This window comes from Novacetimonas maltaceti (genome assembly GCF_002906255.1).
GTDB lineage: Bacteria > Pseudomonadota > Alphaproteobacteria > Acetobacterales > Acetobacteraceae > Novacetimonas > Novacetimonas maltaceti.
The window spans coordinates 1-15,311 of the sequence record NZ_POTC01000025.1 but is presented as its reverse complement, the minus strand read 5'-3'; the positions used below and the strand labels follow the sequence as shown (position 1 = coordinate 15,311).

Annotated in this window: 11 protein-coding genes and 1 riboswitch; of the genes, 5 read left to right on the top strand and 6 right to left on the bottom strand. The window is 61.9% G+C overall.

Features of this window, described 5'->3' with window-relative positions:
• Positions 1–11: 11 nt before the first annotated feature.
• Positions 12–944, bottom strand: a complete 933-nt coding sequence (locus KMAL_RS09870; RefSeq protein ID WP_239020061.1) for a polysaccharide deacetylase family protein — start codon at positions 942–944, stop codon at positions 12–14.
• Positions 945–1,105: 161 nt separating this feature from the next.
• On the opposite strand from KMAL_RS09870, the gene eat reads away from it, so the two are divergent.
• Both eat and KMAL_RS09860 read left to right on the top strand, forming a co-directional pair.
• Complete coding sequence (gene eat / locus KMAL_RS09865) at positions 1,106–2,530, top strand: ethanolamine permease (protein ID WP_110095537.1); 1,425 nt, start codon at positions 1,106–1,108, stop codon at positions 2,528–2,530.
• 51 nt (positions 2,531–2,581) lie between these two features.
• A complete protein-coding gene (locus tag KMAL_RS09860; protein WP_167400142.1) occupies positions 2,582–3,436 on the top strand; it encodes a 23S rRNA (adenine(2030)-N(6))-methyltransferase RlmJ in 855 nt (284 codons plus the stop codon).
• Positions 3,437–3,505: 69 nt separating this feature from the next.
• Here KMAL_RS09860 and KMAL_RS09855 read toward each other — a convergent pair whose 3' ends face one another.
• Entirely contained in the window at positions 3,506–4,927 is a 1,422-nt protein-coding gene (locus KMAL_RS09855; protein WP_110095561.1) for a M20 family metallopeptidase, read from the bottom strand.
• 294 nt (positions 4,928–5,221) lie between these two features.
• Positions 5,222–5,304, top strand: a riboswitch (Fluoride riboswitch).
• Positions 5,305–5,446: 142 nt separating this feature from the next.
• Between KMAL_RS09855 and KMAL_RS09850 the strand changes: the two genes are divergently transcribed.
• A complete protein-coding gene (locus KMAL_RS09850; RefSeq protein WP_110095536.1) occupies positions 5,447–6,781 on the top strand; it encodes a voltage-gated chloride channel family protein in 1,335 nt (444 codons plus the stop codon).
• 143 nt (positions 6,782–6,924) lie between these two features.
• On the opposite strand, the gene KMAL_RS09845 is transcribed toward KMAL_RS09850, so the two are convergent.
• From KMAL_RS09845 to KMAL_RS09835, 3 genes are all read right to left on the bottom strand, one after another.
• The gene (locus KMAL_RS09845; protein ID WP_110095535.1) at positions 6,925–8,871 is read right to left on the bottom strand and encodes a CocE/NonD family hydrolase; all 1,947 of its coding nucleotides are present in this window, start codon (positions 8,869–8,871) and stop codon (positions 6,925–6,927) included.
• A 171-nt stretch (positions 8,872–9,042) separates the two neighbouring features.
• Positions 9,043–9,777 (bottom strand): ABC transporter ATP-binding protein, encoded by a 735-nt coding sequence (locus KMAL_RS09840; RefSeq protein ID WP_110095534.1) that lies wholly within the window; start codon positions 9,775–9,777, stop codon positions 9,043–9,045.
• Position 9,778: 1 nt separating this feature from the next.
• Positions 9,779–10,501 (bottom strand): ABC transporter permease, encoded by a 723-nt coding sequence (locus tag KMAL_RS09835; RefSeq protein WP_180999795.1) that lies wholly within the window; start codon positions 10,499–10,501, stop codon positions 9,779–9,781.
• A 402-nt stretch (positions 10,502–10,903) separates the two neighbouring features.
• Between KMAL_RS09835 and KMAL_RS09830 the strand changes: the two genes are divergently transcribed.
• Positions 10,904–13,369, top strand: coding sequence for a TonB-dependent receptor (locus KMAL_RS09830; RefSeq protein WP_239020060.1), 2,466 nt, complete (start codon positions 10,904–10,906; stop codon positions 13,367–13,369).
• Between the two features lie 9 nt (positions 13,370–13,378).
• Complete coding sequence (locus tag KMAL_RS09825; protein WP_239020059.1) at positions 13,379–14,341, top strand: aliphatic sulfonate ABC transporter substrate-binding protein; 963 nt, start codon at positions 13,379–13,381, stop codon at positions 14,339–14,341.
• 123 nt (positions 14,342–14,464) lie between these two features.
• On the opposite strand, the gene KMAL_RS09820 is transcribed toward KMAL_RS09825, so the two are convergent.
• On the bottom strand, positions 14,465–15,311 hold an 847-nt coding region (locus KMAL_RS09820), incomplete at its 5' end, for a transposase (RefSeq protein WP_146044192.1).

Sequence of the window (15,311 nt, the reverse complement as noted above, 5' to 3'; positions counted from 1 at the left end):
TTCACTGCGGGTTAGGGGGCCTTCGCCTCCCCTGAGGCGGCTGCATTGTCCCGGCACCAGCGCGCGACATCGGCATGCGTTGCAAACCAGACATCGCCGCGTGCGCGCGCATGCGCCAGCAGGTCGGAAATGATGCCGATGCGGCTGCGATGGCCGCTGACATGCGGATGCAGCGTCAGCAGGAACAGGCCGCCTTCGGCATATGCGCCATCGAATTCCGCCCGGAAGATTTCCGCGACACCCGATGGCGGCGTATAGGGACGCAGGGCGGAAAACCGTTCGAAATTGAAGTAGATCGCATCGTCGCGTATCCATTCCGGCGGCAGTTCGACAATGCCCGTGGGCCGGCCATCGGCCAGAAGTTCGTACGGGTCGTCATCCGCCATCAGGCTGCTGTCATAGAGCAGGCCCATCTGTTCGATGATGGACATGGTGTGGACGGAAAAATCCCAGCTTGCGGTGCGCATGCCGACGGGTTCCACACCGCTGGTTTCCGCCAGCACGTCGCGGGCACGCAGGGACAGGCGCAGTTCATCTTCGGGCGGCAGTTGCGTATTACGCTCATGTATCCATGAATGGATGCCGATTTCGTGGCCGTCGGCCACCAGTGCGCGGACCTCGTCCGGATACAGCATGGCCGAGACGGCGGGATAGAAGAATGTCGCCGGGATTCCCGCCTGCTGCAGCAGGCGGCGGATGCGCGGAAGGCCGCGCCTGCTGCCATAATGGCCCTGGCTGATGCGCATGGGGCTTTCATCCCCGTCACGCAGGGGAATCGTGTCATGATCCGCATCGAACGAGATCGCAAAGGCACAGCGCGCGCCATCGGGCCAGTTGGTCGGCAGCAGGCTGCGCCCGGCACGGACACGGTTGACGATCCCGCGCCAGCGCGCCTCGGGCCAGCGCCACGGCTCATTGCCTTCCGCCTGGGAAAAATCCGTCACTCTACGCGCCCCCATCCCGCCCGTCTCGCCGGGGCGTGAATCTTATTGCATGATGGCAACATACCATGGAATCGCATCCCGTTCCCATGCCACTGTCATCATGACGGTACCCGCATGCCCGGGGCAAGCCCGGCCCACCTTCCGCCTTCAGGTCATGGACAATGCCCGCATCACCTTCGCCCCCCGCCCGGCCTTCGCCAACCTGCCCTTCGCATCCGCCGGGCGCGCACCTGCGGCGGCGGCTGGGGGCATTTCACCTGTGGGGGATCGCGGTCGGCCTTGTCATATCGGGGGAGTATTTCGGCTGGAGCTACGGATGGGCGACGGCAGGCACCCTGGGCTTCCTGGTGACGACGGTCATGGTTGCGCTGATGTATTCGGCGCTGATCTTCTCCTATACCGAACTGACAACCTCGATCCCGCGCGCAGGTGGCCCGTTTGCCTATGTCCTGGCAGCATATGGGCCCGTGCCTGCCTTTGTCGCGGGATTCGCATCCATCGTGGAGCTTGTCTTTGCCCCGCCCGCCATCGCACTGGCGATCGGGGCGTACCTGCATGTCCAGTATCCCCATGTCAGCGCACGGGTGGCGGCGGGCGGGGCCTATGTGACCTTCATGGCGCTCAACATCGCGGGGGTCAGCATCGCCGCCATGTTCGAACTGGTTGTCACCATCGCCGCGATTGTGGAACTCCTTGTCTTCATGGCGGTGGTGGCGCCAGGGTTTTCGTGGGCGAACTTCGCCCATGACGGGTGGGCGGGGGCCGATACATTCAGCCTGCATGCCATACCCGGCATACTGGCGGCGGTGCCGTTCGCGATCTGGTTCTTCCTTGCCATCGAAGGCGTGGCCATGACGGCGGAGGAGGCACGCGACCCGCAACGGACCATCCCGATGGCCTATGTCGCGGGGATCGTGACGCTGATGCTGCTGGCCTTTGGCGTCATGGTCATGGCCGGTGGGGTGGGAGACTGGAAGGTGCTTGCGAACCTCAACGACCCGCTGCCCCGGGCGATGCTCAGCGTCGTGGGGCCACGCAGCGGATATGTCCACATGCTGGTCTGGCTGGGGCTGTTCGGCCTTGTCGCGTCGTTCCACGGGATCATCATGGGATATTCACGCCAGATCTATGCCATGGCGCGCGAGGGCTACCTCCCTGCCCTGCTGGGACGGCTGCATCCCCGGTTCGGCACGCCATGGGCCGCGATCCTGGCGGGGGGGATCGTCGGGCTTGGGGCGGTCTTTGGCGATCGCTACGCCACCATCGGGGGACAGCCGCTGACGGCCAGCATCGTGACCATGTCCGTGTTCGGGGCGCTGACGATGTATGTGCTGGCGATGGGCAGCGTCCTGCGCCTGCGCCGCATGCAACCGGGCCTGCACCGCCCGTGGCGCGTGCCGGGATATCCCGTCGTGCCCGGCTTCGCCCTTGTCGCGGCGCTGCTGTCGTTTCTGGGCATGGCGGCCAGCAATCCCGCCGCCTTTGTCCTTTATGCCCTTGTCATGGGCGCGGGCGTGGGGGCGTACCTGCTGGCGCGGCGCCACAAACGGCACGCAGCGATGGAAAAGGACGCGGGCATGGACTAACACTCCCCCACCCCGTGCGCGGGGCGGATCAACCTGCGGGACCGGTACAGAGTGAATTACAGACACAGCTACCATGCGGGCAATTTTGCCGATGTCATGAAACATGCCGTGCTGATGGCGCTGATCGGGGCGCTGCGCCGCAAGCCGTCGCCCTTCTGTGTCCTCGACACCCATGCGGGGGTTGGCCTGTATGACCTGTCCAGCACGCAGGCACAGTCAACCGGGGAATGGCGTGAGGGGATCGGCCGGCTGCTGGATGCGCCACCGGGAAGCCAGCATGCGCCGGGCGTGGAAAACTGGCTGGAGGTCATACGCGCGGTCATGCGCGACGAACGGGCCGGGCGGCTGTCCTATCCCGGTTCCCCGGCACTTGTCGCACGCCTGCTGCGGCCCGGTGACAGCCTGGTCTGCTGCGAACTCCACCCCGAGGACCAGCAGGCCCTGCGGCACCTGTTCCGCCATGACCCGCGTGTCGGCGTGCATGGGCGCGACGGGTACCAGGCCATCACGGCGCTGCTGCCGCCAAGGCAGGCAAAGCGGGGACTGGTCTTCATGGACCCGCCATTCGAACGTCCCGATGAGTTTGCCCGCCTTGGCACGGCCATCATGACGGCGCGCCAGCGCTTTCCGGCGGGCATCGTCGCGGGCTGGTATCCCATCAAGCACCGCGCCCCCGTCCGCGCCTTCATCAACGGCCTGAAGGATGCGGGACAGCGCAAGCTGCTGACACTTGAACTGACGCTGCGGCCACCGCTTGATCCCTCACGCCTCAATGGCAGCGGGATCATCATCGCCAACCCGCCCTTCCGTTTTGAGGAGGAAGCGCGCGAGATCCTTGCATCGCTGTGCCGCTACCTTGGCGATGGGGAGGCGGATTTCCGCGTTGAATGGGCCGTGCCGGAATAAGGGGTTGGCGACAGCCCGCGGATGCCGCATCGTTCCGGGGGGGGGATGCGGCATCCTGGTGAATGGCCTTCAGCGCCTGTCGGCAGCGCCTACTGGCGGCATGACATCCGCCGGCATGGGACAGACATAGGGATCCTGCGCAAGACGCCGGGCATGATCCGCCTTTACACGTTCGAGCAGCGTCGGGCTTTGCAGGACGTCACGCGCCGTCGTGGCCAGCACCTTGGCCATGTGGATCATGCCTTTGTGCGCAATCCCGCTCTTGCCCTGCGCCGTCATCTGCCATGAATGAAGCTGCGTGCCGATGGCGCATGTCGCCCCCCATGCCTGCACCGTGGGCACCACCCAGCTGACATCCCCCACATCGGTCGAGCCAAAGGGCGGTGGCACGAATTCACGCGGCGCGATCATCTGGCACAACGGGCTGTCATCGCGTGGGGGCACCCCCGCCGCCAGATAGGCCGCACGGATGTCCTGCGCGCTGAGGGTATTCTGGATCTCCCGCGCGAAATCATAATCCGCCGGCGCATAGGTCGGCGGCCCAAGCCGGGTCAGGTTGGCGAACAGCGTATCTTCCAGCGGCGTATTGCCCATCAGGTTGGAAACCGCGCTGACGACGGCTTCCTCCACCGTTGTTTCAGTCATCAATGTCGCGCCCTGCGCGATCGCGCGCACCCGCCCGACCAGTTCACGCAACTGCCGCAGGTCATCCGCCCGCACGAGATAGCGGATCGTCACCCGCGACTGCACCACGTTGGGCGCCTGCCCCCCGGCATCGATATAGGCATAATGCAGCCGCGCGGTTGAGGGCATGTGTTCGCGCAGGTAATTGGCGCCAATATTCATCAGTTCCGCCGCATCAAGGGCGGAACGGCCCAGATGCGGGGCCGCGGCGGCATGCGACGCGCGGCCATGGAACGTGAAGTCGATACGCGTATTGGCCAGCGACGCCGGGTAGAACGGCCCCGCGATCGACCCCGGATGCCATGACAGGGCGATATCGACATCATCGAACACGCCGTCACGCACCATGAAGGTCTTGGCCGCGCCACCTTCCTCCGCCGGGCAGCCGTAATAGCGCACCGTGCCGGGGATCCCCTTCTGTGCCATCCAGTTCTTCAACGCCGTGGCCGCCAGCATCGCGCCACCACCCAGCAGGTTATGCCCGCAGGCATGGCCGTTCTGCGTCTCCTCCGTCGGGGTGGAGCACGCAACCCCGGCCTGCTGACCCAGTCCCGGCAGCGCATCGAATTCACCAAGGAAGGCGATGACCGGGCCGCCTTCGCCTGCCTCCCCCATGACGGAGGTGGGAATGCCCGCAAGGTCGCGCGTGATGCGAAAGCCGTTGCGTTCAAGCATGTCGCGCTGCGTCTCGACAGAGCGGTACTCTTCATAGGCCAGTTCGGGCGTGTCCCATATACGATCGGCAAAGTCACAGAATGCCGCGCCAAGCGCATCCACCCCCAGCCAGATTTCATCGACATTTTTCATGTTCTTCCCTCCCACCGCACAAGGCCGGTTTCATACGCATTTCAGGTCGGCATCACGTGGATGCCGCAACAATCAGGCGATGCGGCAGACCATGGAACCGCCCCATCCCGTCGGAAGAAACATCGTGAAATCCGCTCCCTAACCCGCCTTCACCCCGACATGCGTGAACAGGCGGGCCAGAAGATCAGGACATTATACATTCCACATCCCGCATGCCAGTCGGATGATCGCCACACGCCGCGAAGCGAGCGCAGCACCCGCACGGCTTGACACCCCCGCGGGAGAAAACGCATCCTGTCGCCCGGCAATGGACTCTGCCCGGTTTCCTGTCCGCAGGACGCCAAACCGCCCGTCGGGCTGATGATTCCTACCTCGCCATCATGGCAGCAGAGGGAGGAATCCGTACAGATGTCACACGCCACACGCCACACCCCACGACCATCCGCCACCACATGCCTGCCGGGGCATTGTCCCCGCAGACGGGGCACCATTTCCCATTCCGTACAGGCCTTCCCTCCCATGACCCTTTCCCGGCTTATCGTGACATCGGGCGCGAACATACGCGTCATTCTGAAATGGGGCTGCGTCCTCGTGCCGATGTCTGCCTGCATTGGTACATTATGTGCGATATTTCTCTGGCTTCTGGATCAGGTCACGGCCTGCCGCATCGCCCATCCCGGCCTGTTATGGCTGCTGCCGCTGGCCGGTGTTGCGGTCGGACTGGCCTATCACGGCTTCGGGCGGTGCGCTGAAGGCGGGAACAACCTGATCATCGACCAGATCCATGAACCCGGAGGGGGCGTCCCCCTGCGCATGGCGCCACTTGTCCTGGTCTCCACGGTCATCAGCCACCTGTTTGGCGCCTCCGTCGGGCGTGAAGGCACGGCGGTGCAGATCGGCGGCAGCCTTGCATCGGGATTTGGCCGCCTGTTCCGGCTTGAACCGCATGAGGTGCGGATTGTCCTGACATCAGGGATCGCCGCAGGTTTCGGGGCCGTATTCGGCACGCCCATCGCAGGCGCGATCTTCGCGCTTGAGGTGCTGAGCATCGGGCAGATCAATTACCGCCCCCTGCTGCCTGCCGCATTCTCCTCCATTTTTGCCGACTGGGTCTGCCACAGTTGGGGCATCCATCACACCTCCTACCGTGTGACGTTCGGCGGTGCCCCCGACTGGGGCGGCAGCGTCTTCCATATGAATCCCATCCTGCTGGCCAAGGTCGGAGTTGCAGCGGTCTGCTTCGGGCTGGCCAGCCTGCTGTTTGCGGAATCGGTGCACCGCCTGACACCGGTAATCCGCCGCACCTGCCCTGTTGCGTGGCTGCGCCCGGCCATCGGCGGCGTACTGACGATCGCACTGGTCCATTGCGTGGGATCACGTGACTATCTGGGCCTTGGTGTTGTCGCGGCGACACAGGACGGGGCATCAATCGTGAATTTCTTTCACACCGGCGATTATACGTGGAGTTGGCTGTACAAACTGCTGTTCACGGTTGCGGTGCTTGCGACAGGATACAAAGGGGGAGAAGTCACGCCCCTGTTCTTCATTGGCGCGGGATTGGGCAATACGCTGTCCGGACTGCTCGGCGTTCCGGTCGACCTGCTGGCCAGTGTCGGGTTTGTCGCGGTTTTTGCCGGGGCCGCCAATACGCCACTGGCCTGCACATTCATGGGCATCGAACTGTTTGGGGCGACCAATATCGTCTATATCGCGACCGGCTGCTTCGTGGCCTATCTGTGTTCGGGCCATTCGGGCATCTACCTGTCACAGCGGGTCAGGGTCGCGAAACATGCCGATCCGCTGATCATCCCCAACATGCCCCTGCGCCAGGCCCGAACCGTTTGGGATAAATAGCTCCCCATAAAAGGAAATCATGAAAGAGTTTTGGGTGAAGATTCTGATCGAAAACGCTTCATACAGCGCCGCCTTTCGGAAAAAAGGCAGCGCCCCCAAACTTTCCTTCATGTCCCCGGTCTTCCGGGCCAGAGGATCCAGCCTTACCGCCCTGTCGGCAGCACCGGCAGGGTGATGTGCGACGGGCTTGCCGCCGTTGCGAAAACCCGTTGCGTCGCGGATTTGAAATCGGTGTCCTTCGCCTGGTAGATGCTCTCGACCCATGTCTGCGGATTACGGTCAATCAGCGGGAACCACGTGGACTGCACCTGCACCATCACGCGATGCCCCTTGAGGAACACATGGTCATGGTCACGCAGCGGCACGTCCCAGTCCTGCACCTTGCCCGGCACAAGCGGTGCGGGATGGGAGAAATCGTGCAGGTAACGCCCGCGCCTGACCTCCATGGCGATGGGGAGTTCATATCCGTCAAGGGAATCCGCCCATGTCGCGGCGTCGGGGTGCGCGACAAAGGCCTTCTGGTCCTTTTCCGGGAACACATCAATGAGTTTCACCACGAAATCGGAATCCCGACCGGATGTTGACGCGAACAGGTGCGCCTCCAGCGGGCCTGCGATGCGCAGGTCTTCCTCAAGCGGTGCGCTGGTGAAAGTCAGCACATCGGGGCGATGATCGACAAAGCGCTGGTCATTGGTTTCCCACGTCCGCCATTCCGGCGTCGGATAGGTCGGCGAGATCGGGCGCGCGCGATAGGGAACGGGATTGGCCGGGTCCGACACATACTGCCTGAACGGGGCTTCCCCCGGCTTTGGCGGAGTGAAGGACAGCGTGCCGTCGGAATGGAAATACAGGTCCTTCGGCGTGACACCGGCAGGCGGCCATGTAGCGTACTGTCGCCATTCATTGGAACCGGTTTCGAACATCCGGGCCTTCCAGTTCGGCTTTTCCCCTTTTCCATGCAGATAGTAGCGGAAGAAGGGCGCTTCGATCTGCTCGCGGAATTCCTCTGCCGTCCTGTGGCCGCCCATGGGAATCAGGCCGATATTCTCCCCATCCGTCCGCTGCCAGCCACCGTGATACCACGGGCCGCCGACGATGAAATTCGTATTGTCCGGGTCATGCTGTTCCGCCCCACGGAAGATCTGCCATGGCCCCCACGGGTCCTCCTGGTCCCAGAACCCCGCGACATTGAGGTTCGGGACGGTGGAGGCATGGACCTTGTTGACCCAGGCTTCCTCTTTCCAGAACGCATCATAGTTCGGGTGCGCCATGACGCTGTTCCAGTAATCCAGCTTCCCATGAAGGTATTTCGCGTTGATATTGGTCAGTGGCCCAAGCGAGAGATACCAGTCATAGACATCGTGCGTGCTGAAATCAAAGTTGGTGTTCGCGTTGCGGTCCGCCTCCTCCAGCACGGTATATTCAAAGGTATAGCTTTCCCTGAGCGCGCCATAATGATGGTCATCATCATTCATCCACTGGTCGGCGGGCGAGGCCTGCTCGCTGATCGCCTTGAGCGCGGGATGCGGGTTCAGAAGCGTCAGGCCCGCCGTCAGGCCGGCATACGACACCCCGTAGATGCCAACCCGGCCATTGTTCTGCGGGACGTTTTTCACCAGCCAGTCGATGGTGTCCCAGGCGTCATTGACCTCGTTGGCCTGTTTGGGATCATTTTTGTCATAACGCGAGGTCTTGAGGAACTCCCCTTCCGATTTGAACCGTCCACGAAGGTTCTGGTACACCATGATGTACCCATCCTTCTGGAACGCCTGCCAGCTTGGCAGCGCGCGTGAGACGGGCCTGGTGGATTCCTGATCGACGGTTTTCTGGTCCGGCACGCCATAGGGGGTGCGGGTGATCAGGATCGGCAGCGGCCCCTCCTGATGGACCGGGGTGACGATCACGGTCTGCAGCCGTGCGCCATCACGCATGGGGATCATGACTTCCCTTGCGACATAGCCACTTTTCGGGGCCACCTGCCCCACGCCACCATCAGCATGGGCGCTGGCAGGTGGCATGACCGCCGGAAGCGTCAGGGCGGAAAGCAGGAGCAGGGTTCTGAAGGCCGGGGCACGGTGTGCAAGGGTCATCTGGGTCTCGGTCACATGGGGTTCGATACGATTGTGTCACAAAAAAATCCCCCATACAAACCGTTTGAACCCCCATGACATGTTCATGAAGCCCCGGCATTTTCCGCCTCTCCTGCCCAAAGACTGCCCCGGAAATTTCATTCCCATGGAAAAGCTTTTTGAAATGACAGGTCAGTCCCCAAAAACACCCAGGGCATTCAGCAGCGTTGTGCGCAATGCCTCGAAATCCGGGTCTGCATGATGGCGCGGACGGGGAATGTCGATTGGTACATCCATATGGATACGCCCCTCCTGCAGCACCAGGACGCGATCGGCCAGCAAAAGCGCCTCGTCCACGTCATGCGTCACCAGCAGGATCGAACAGGCATGCCGGGACCACAACCGCAGCACCAGACGCTGCATCTGCAACCGCGTCAGAGCGTCGAGCGCGCCAAAAGGTTCGTCGAGCATGATGAAGTCGGGATCTCGCATCAAGGCACGCGACAGGGCGACACGTTGCGCCTCCCCTCCCGACAGCGTCAGTGGCCATGCCTCCGTACGATGTGACAGCCCGACCTCGCCCAGCAGGCGCTCGGCGCCGCTACGGTCGGCCTTTCCCTCCGGCAGGGTTGCCAGCGCGACATTCTGCCATACGCGCATCCATGGCAGCAGGCGGCTTTCCTGAAACATGACCGCCTTGTTGGCAGGCACCACGACCTGCCCGCGCGTGGGGCGTTCCAGTCCGGCCAGCATCCGCAGCAATGTCGATTTCCCCGAACCACTGCGCCCGAGCAGCGCGACGAATTCCCCTGCCCTGATCGTCAGGTCCAGATCATGCAGCACCGGGCGCCCTTGCCCGAACCGGTGCGTCAGGCCATGCACCTGCACATCACCACGCTGCCGTTGGGCCAAAGAAGCATGCGTCATGTCACGCTCCCCTTTCACGCAGGGGACGCCACGCCAGCAGGCGTGCCTCCAGCAAACGTACGGCCTGATCGGACAGCAGCCCCAGAACGCCATAGATGACCAACCCGACCAGAATGATATCGGTCCGCAGGAAATCCTGTGCGTCCATCATCATGTGGCCGATCCCGCTTTCCGCATTCACCTGCTCCGCCACCACCAGCATCAGCCATGAAATCCCGACGGCAAAGCGCAACCCGATCAGGAAATCCGGCAGTGCGCCGGGGATGACCACGTGGCGGATGGTCGCCCGGCGCGACAGGCCCAGAAGCGACGCCATCTCCATCAGTTTGGGGTCGACCGTGCGTATGCCCTTGTGCAGGTTGAGGTAGACGGGAAACATCGCCCCCAGCGCCACCAGCAGGATCTTGGGCCACTCCCCGATCCCGAACCACAGGATGAACAGCGGCACCAGCGCCAGCGCCGGCAGCGTGCGGATCACCTGCAATGGCGCATCCACGATATTTTCCCCCACGCGCGACAGTCCGGCGACAAGCGCAAGGATCACCCCCGCCGTCACGGCCAGCCCCAACCCCGCCGATGCCCGAAGGAGCGAGATTTCCAGGTTGGTGGACAGGGTCCCGTCACAGGCCAGCGCCCATCCGGTGTGCAGGATCTGCAGCGGGGATGACAGGATGCGCGACGGGATGAGGCCTGCGGATGACGCGGCCTGCCAGGCGCCAAGCATCACCAGGGATGAGGCATAGCGCTGCCATCCCCCACCCCACGCGCGCAGACGGGCACGCCATGGGGGATGGGGGATGCGGGCCGCCCTGCCCTGCCGGCGGCCTGCGCCGATATCTGTCAGTTCCTTCATGACGCCTGATTGATCCTCCCGACACGTGATGGGCTGCGGCAACGCCTGCGCCTTTTCCATCGCGCTTTTCACTTCATCCAGCATGCAAATCCATCATATAACTGTTGTCAATGAACATTTATAAAACTGTTGCCAGTTTTCCACGTTCGTATGATGTTGTTTCATCTTCGACCGATTCGGAAGTGTTGTTTTATGGCTTTCACGAACATGCAGCCACCAATATCCACGCAGAAGGCAAACCGCCCGGGATCCGGCATCCCGGAACGGCTTGTCATGACGTCGACCTTTTTTGCCTGCTGCCTGTTCAGTACCGCCGATGCCCATGCGGCAACCCGGACGGCGCATCAGGCCACGTCCCGGCCCTCAACAACGCCGACAAGGGACAGGTCCCCCGCCAGCGCCGCTGTCGCCAGCCACGGCATGGAAACCATACATGTGCGTGGCGCGGCATCGACATCCCGGCGCCAGGCGCTTGCGCACCAGAACGACCCCGTGTCCGTCACGACCGTGACGGAGAAGGACCTGCAGGCACACCAGATCACCAACCTGCAGCAGGCGCAGAAACTGCTGCCATCGGTGACGCTTCAGGTGACCAATCCGCGCAATACGGCAATCAATATACGTGGACTGGGGAATTTCAGTTCCACCGCGCAGGACGGGCTGGAAAATGGGACGGCGGTCTATATCGACGGCGTTTACCAGACGCGGCCGGGGGCCGTCCTTTATGACATCACGGACCTGAGCGGGTTCGAGGTGCTCAAGGGACCGCAGGCGACACGTGGCGGCGTCGACAATGATGCCGGGATCATCAACATCACCACGGCGGCCCCGTCCTTCAAACGGCAGTACAGCGTCACGGGCGATTACGGCAGTTACAACACCGGGAACATCCGCCTGCGTGCGACCGGGGCAATCGGCAATAGTGACAAGGTTGCCTACAGCATCTCCGGTTTTTCCAACAACCGAGACGGTTACGTAAAAAATGTGACGACCGGGCGCATGTATCAGGATTACCATGATATCGGCGTCAAGGGACAGATCCTTGCAAACCCGACAGACAGGCTGAGCCTGCGCCTGATTGCCGATTACACGCACCTGCGTGGTAGCTGCTGCGTGTCCGTTCCCTCCACGATGCTGTCAAACTACGCCAATGGCGCGGCGATTTCCGGAACCTATGCACAGCGCGCGGCCTATGCCGGGGCGACGGCGATTCCGGCGCACAGCTTCAGGGACATGCTGATCAGCGGTCCGGGCAGCCAGGCCTATGACCAGGAATCATACGGCGTGTCGCTTGACCTCAACTATCGGCTGTCCCATGGCTGGAAACTGGAAAACATTGCCGCGTGGCGGACATGGTACTGGTATCCGCACAATGCCTATACCGGCGGCACAGGCATCATTCCGGGCGTCTGGGCACAGAGCGCTGGCAACAACCAGGTTTACGAACAGCACGCGACCGAGGAACTACGCATTTCCTCCCCGGAGAACCGGCCATGGCAGGTCAGTGGTGGGGTATTTTACATGTACGAGGCCGTGCCCGATTCCATCTATGACGCCATTACCCCGCAGGGGGCGAAATATTATGGCTATGGCTACAGCCCTGCGGTCTATAACGCCGCCCTGAATGGTTATGGCTACAGCGCGTCGGATGACCCGGTTACGAACTCCCTTGCCGGGTATGTCAGGGCGAAATACCAGATCAGCCACAAACTGACCGTAGAAGGCGGCTTCCGCTACTCCTTTGTCACCAGATCCGGCGGGTATGAGTCGTTTACAAGTTCCGGGCAGTCATTTTCCGGCCTGTCGGCAGCGGATGCCCGCCTTGCGACGACATTGCGCAACTCCATGTTCGGGGCGCCAATGTCCTATCGCGCCTTCCATCGTGAAACGGAACCCAGCGGCAACCTCAGCCTTGTCTACAGGCCCAACGGCGCGCAGTTGCTTTATGCGACATACAGCCGTGGCGTCAGGAACGGTGGTATCAACGTGGCGAACCTGAATGTGTCGCAGGGCGCCAATCCAGACGTGAAACCGGAACTCAATGACATGTTCGAATTCGGCGTCAAGAATGCTTTTTTCAACAAAAGGCTGCTCGTGAACGCCTCCGCATACTGGAACAACATCCACAACTATATCACCAGCGCCAGCTACTACACCCCGACGGGAACGATCATTTCGTATCTTACGAATGCCAATCACGTCATTTCACGCGGGTTCGAACTCGATGCGCGAGGCACGCTTGCCCCCGGGCTGGAGGGACGCCTCTCCGCCGCCTATACGGATGCGTTCTATGCCTCGTTCCGCAATGCGACACAGCCGCTGGAATCCTCCAACATCAAGACGATGAAAGACCTTTCCGGAAACCAGATCCCGCTGAATTCCAAATGGAACCTTTCGGCGGGACTGGAATACACCATTGCGTTCCAGTCGTTCCTCCCTGCCTCCGCGCACTGGGGATCTGACCTCCTGTTCTATATCGGCGGGGATTACACCTATCGCACCAGTTATTACGCGGACCCGTCCGAATCCGCCTATACCCGCATCGCCCCCTATGGCCTGTTCGATGCCCATATCGGCGCCCGTCCACGTTCGGGAAAATGGGATGTCAGCTTCTGGGGACACAACATGCTGGACAAACGCTATTTCGTTACCATGACCCCACAGGCAAACGGGGGACTGTTTTACGGACAGTTGGGCGATCCTGCCATGTTTGGCGGCGAATTTACCTATCACCTCTGAACACGTGGCATGAAGGACAACCAGATGATGCTCAACCGACGCAGCCTGATGACACTGATGCTTTCGGGCGCCACAGCCATGCTTGCCGCAGGGCAGGCGTCCGCCGCGCCACAAAGGATACGGATCGGCTACCAGAAATATGGAACCCTCATTCTCCTCAAGGAAAAGGGATTTCTGGAGGCGGCGCTGGCCAATACGGGAATTACGGTCGAATGGTCGCAGTTTCCGGCAGGGCCGCCACTCCTGCAGGCCATGGCCGCGGGGGCAATAGATGTGGGGCAGACCGGCGACCTGCCCCCCGTGTTCGCCCAGGCCAATATCCCGGATTCCATCGTATATTTCGGGCATGAACCGAAATCCGGGTCAAGCGAGGCCATCATTGTCCATGATGACAGCCCGATCCGGAGCATTGAAGACCTGAGAGGCAGGAGAGTTGCCGTAACACGCGGATCGGACGCCAACTGGCTGCTGCTGTCGAGCCTTTTGCAAAAAGGCCTGTCATTTCACGACATCCATCTCTCCTACCTGCTACCTGCCGCCGCACGACCGGCGTTCGAGGCCGGAACCATCGACGCCTGGGCGATATGGGACCCCTACCTTTCCGCCGTGGGACAGAAGACACGCGCGCTTGCCACCGGGGCGGACATAAAGGGCGCGATGTCTTTCTACCTCTCCAGCCTTTCCTTCTACCAGAACATTCCCGACCTTCTTGTGGCCGTCAGGAACGCCATCATCGAATGCGACAACTGGGCGCAGGCACACAGGGAAGACGTCACGCGGATCCTGGCCAGCAGCACCGGACTGGCACCCGATATCGTGCGCAATTCCGTCGACAAACTGCCCTTCAGGTTCAATGCCATGGATGATGACAGCATTGCACAGCAGGAAGAAATCGCGGCCGCCTTTCACAAGGAAAACCTTATCGGCAGCCTGCCCGACATCCGGAAAAGCATCGCCACACTGAAGGGATGATGGCGATCGTCAGTCATCCGTCATGAAACCTTCATTGAAAATCCACACTCGCCCCTCCCGCGCTGCCCTAGCAGCCTGTCGGGTTGGGCATTTTGCGGCTGATAACGCCAAGGCTGACCTGGCTTATGCTGCCTGAAGCCGCGCCATTCTTTTACAGTTGTATGCGAGAGCAACGAGTGTCCATTCGGTCGTGACTTTTGCAAGGCCACGCAGGCTGAATTTTCTGAAGCCCATGATGCTTTTGATAATTCCAAAGACCGGCTCCACGGTCTGTTTTCGTCGTCTGTAAAGATCTCCGGCTTCTGTAGTTTCCAGCCTGTCCTTCATGGCAAGCCGCCAGGGTTCGGTTATCCGGCGTGGCTCCCTTTCTGCGGGCCGGGGTCGGAAGTCGTAAGGTCTGCGGGCACAGGGCCGTCCAATGGCGACCAGCGGATCAATGCCCTTTTCCCGCAGTTTCCGGACCGCCTGCCCGCTGGCGTAACCGGTATCGGCGAGCACTGTCTTTGGGAGACCGATTGTGTCTTCCATCGACAGCACCGTGTCGGCAAAGGACGGCGCATCCGCTGATGTGGCGACAACGTCGGTTGTCACGATCAACTGGCTGCCTTCGGCGCACACCACGGCCTGGGCATTGTAAGCCTGCCGGAACTCGTGGGCGTCCGAACGCCGCATGAGGCGGCTGTCGGGATCGGTCAGACTGATCTGTCGGTCGGGTGGTGGTTCATCATCGGGCGGTTTGGGCGCCCGGCCGCGACGCCCTGTTTTCGCATCATAAGCGGCTTTCTTCTTCTCGTAGGCCGGTCGCGCCGTTTCAGCCTGCGCCTTCGCATCAGCTTCCAGCCGGGCGCAGGCTTCGTCCAGCTTCGCTTTCAGCGTTTCCCGCCGGGCAAGCTCTTCCGGCAATGCCTGCGGATCTCTGTCTGTGGCGTCCGCATGCTCCGCCTGGTCCATCAGTTTCGCGATATCCACA

What these genes read in the sequence shown, in the direction of transcription:
- eat (WP_110095537.1), top strand. Translation starts at nt 1,106, where the DNA reads ATGCCCGCATCACCTTCGCCCCCCGCCCGGCCTTCGCCAACCTGCCCT.
- KMAL_RS09855 (WP_110095561.1), bottom strand. Translation starts at nt 4,927, where the DNA reads ATGAAAAATGTCGATGAAATCTGGCTGGGGGTGGATGCGCTTGGCGCG.
- KMAL_RS09850 (WP_110095536.1), top strand. Translation starts at nt 5,447, where the DNA reads ATGACCCTTTCCCGGCTTATCGTGACATCGGGCGCGAACATACGCGTC.
- KMAL_RS09845 (WP_110095535.1), bottom strand. Translation starts at nt 8,871, where the DNA reads ATGACCCTTGCACACCGTGCCCCGGCCTTCAGAACCCTGCTCCTGCTT.
- KMAL_RS09840 (WP_110095534.1), bottom strand. Translation starts at nt 9,777, where the DNA reads ATGACGCATGCTTCTTTGGCCCAACGGCAGCGTGGTGATGTGCAGGTG.
- KMAL_RS09835 (WP_180999795.1), bottom strand. Translation starts at nt 10,501, where the DNA reads ATGCTTGGCGCCTGGCAGGCCGCGTCATCCGCAGGCCTCATCCCGTCG.
- KMAL_RS09830 (WP_239020060.1), top strand. Translation starts at nt 10,904, where the DNA reads ATGACGTCGACCTTTTTTGCCTGCTGCCTGTTCAGTACCGCCGATGCC.
- KMAL_RS09825 (WP_239020059.1), top strand. Translation starts at nt 13,379, where the DNA reads ATGAAGGACAACCAGATGATGCTCAACCGACGCAGCCTGATGACACTG.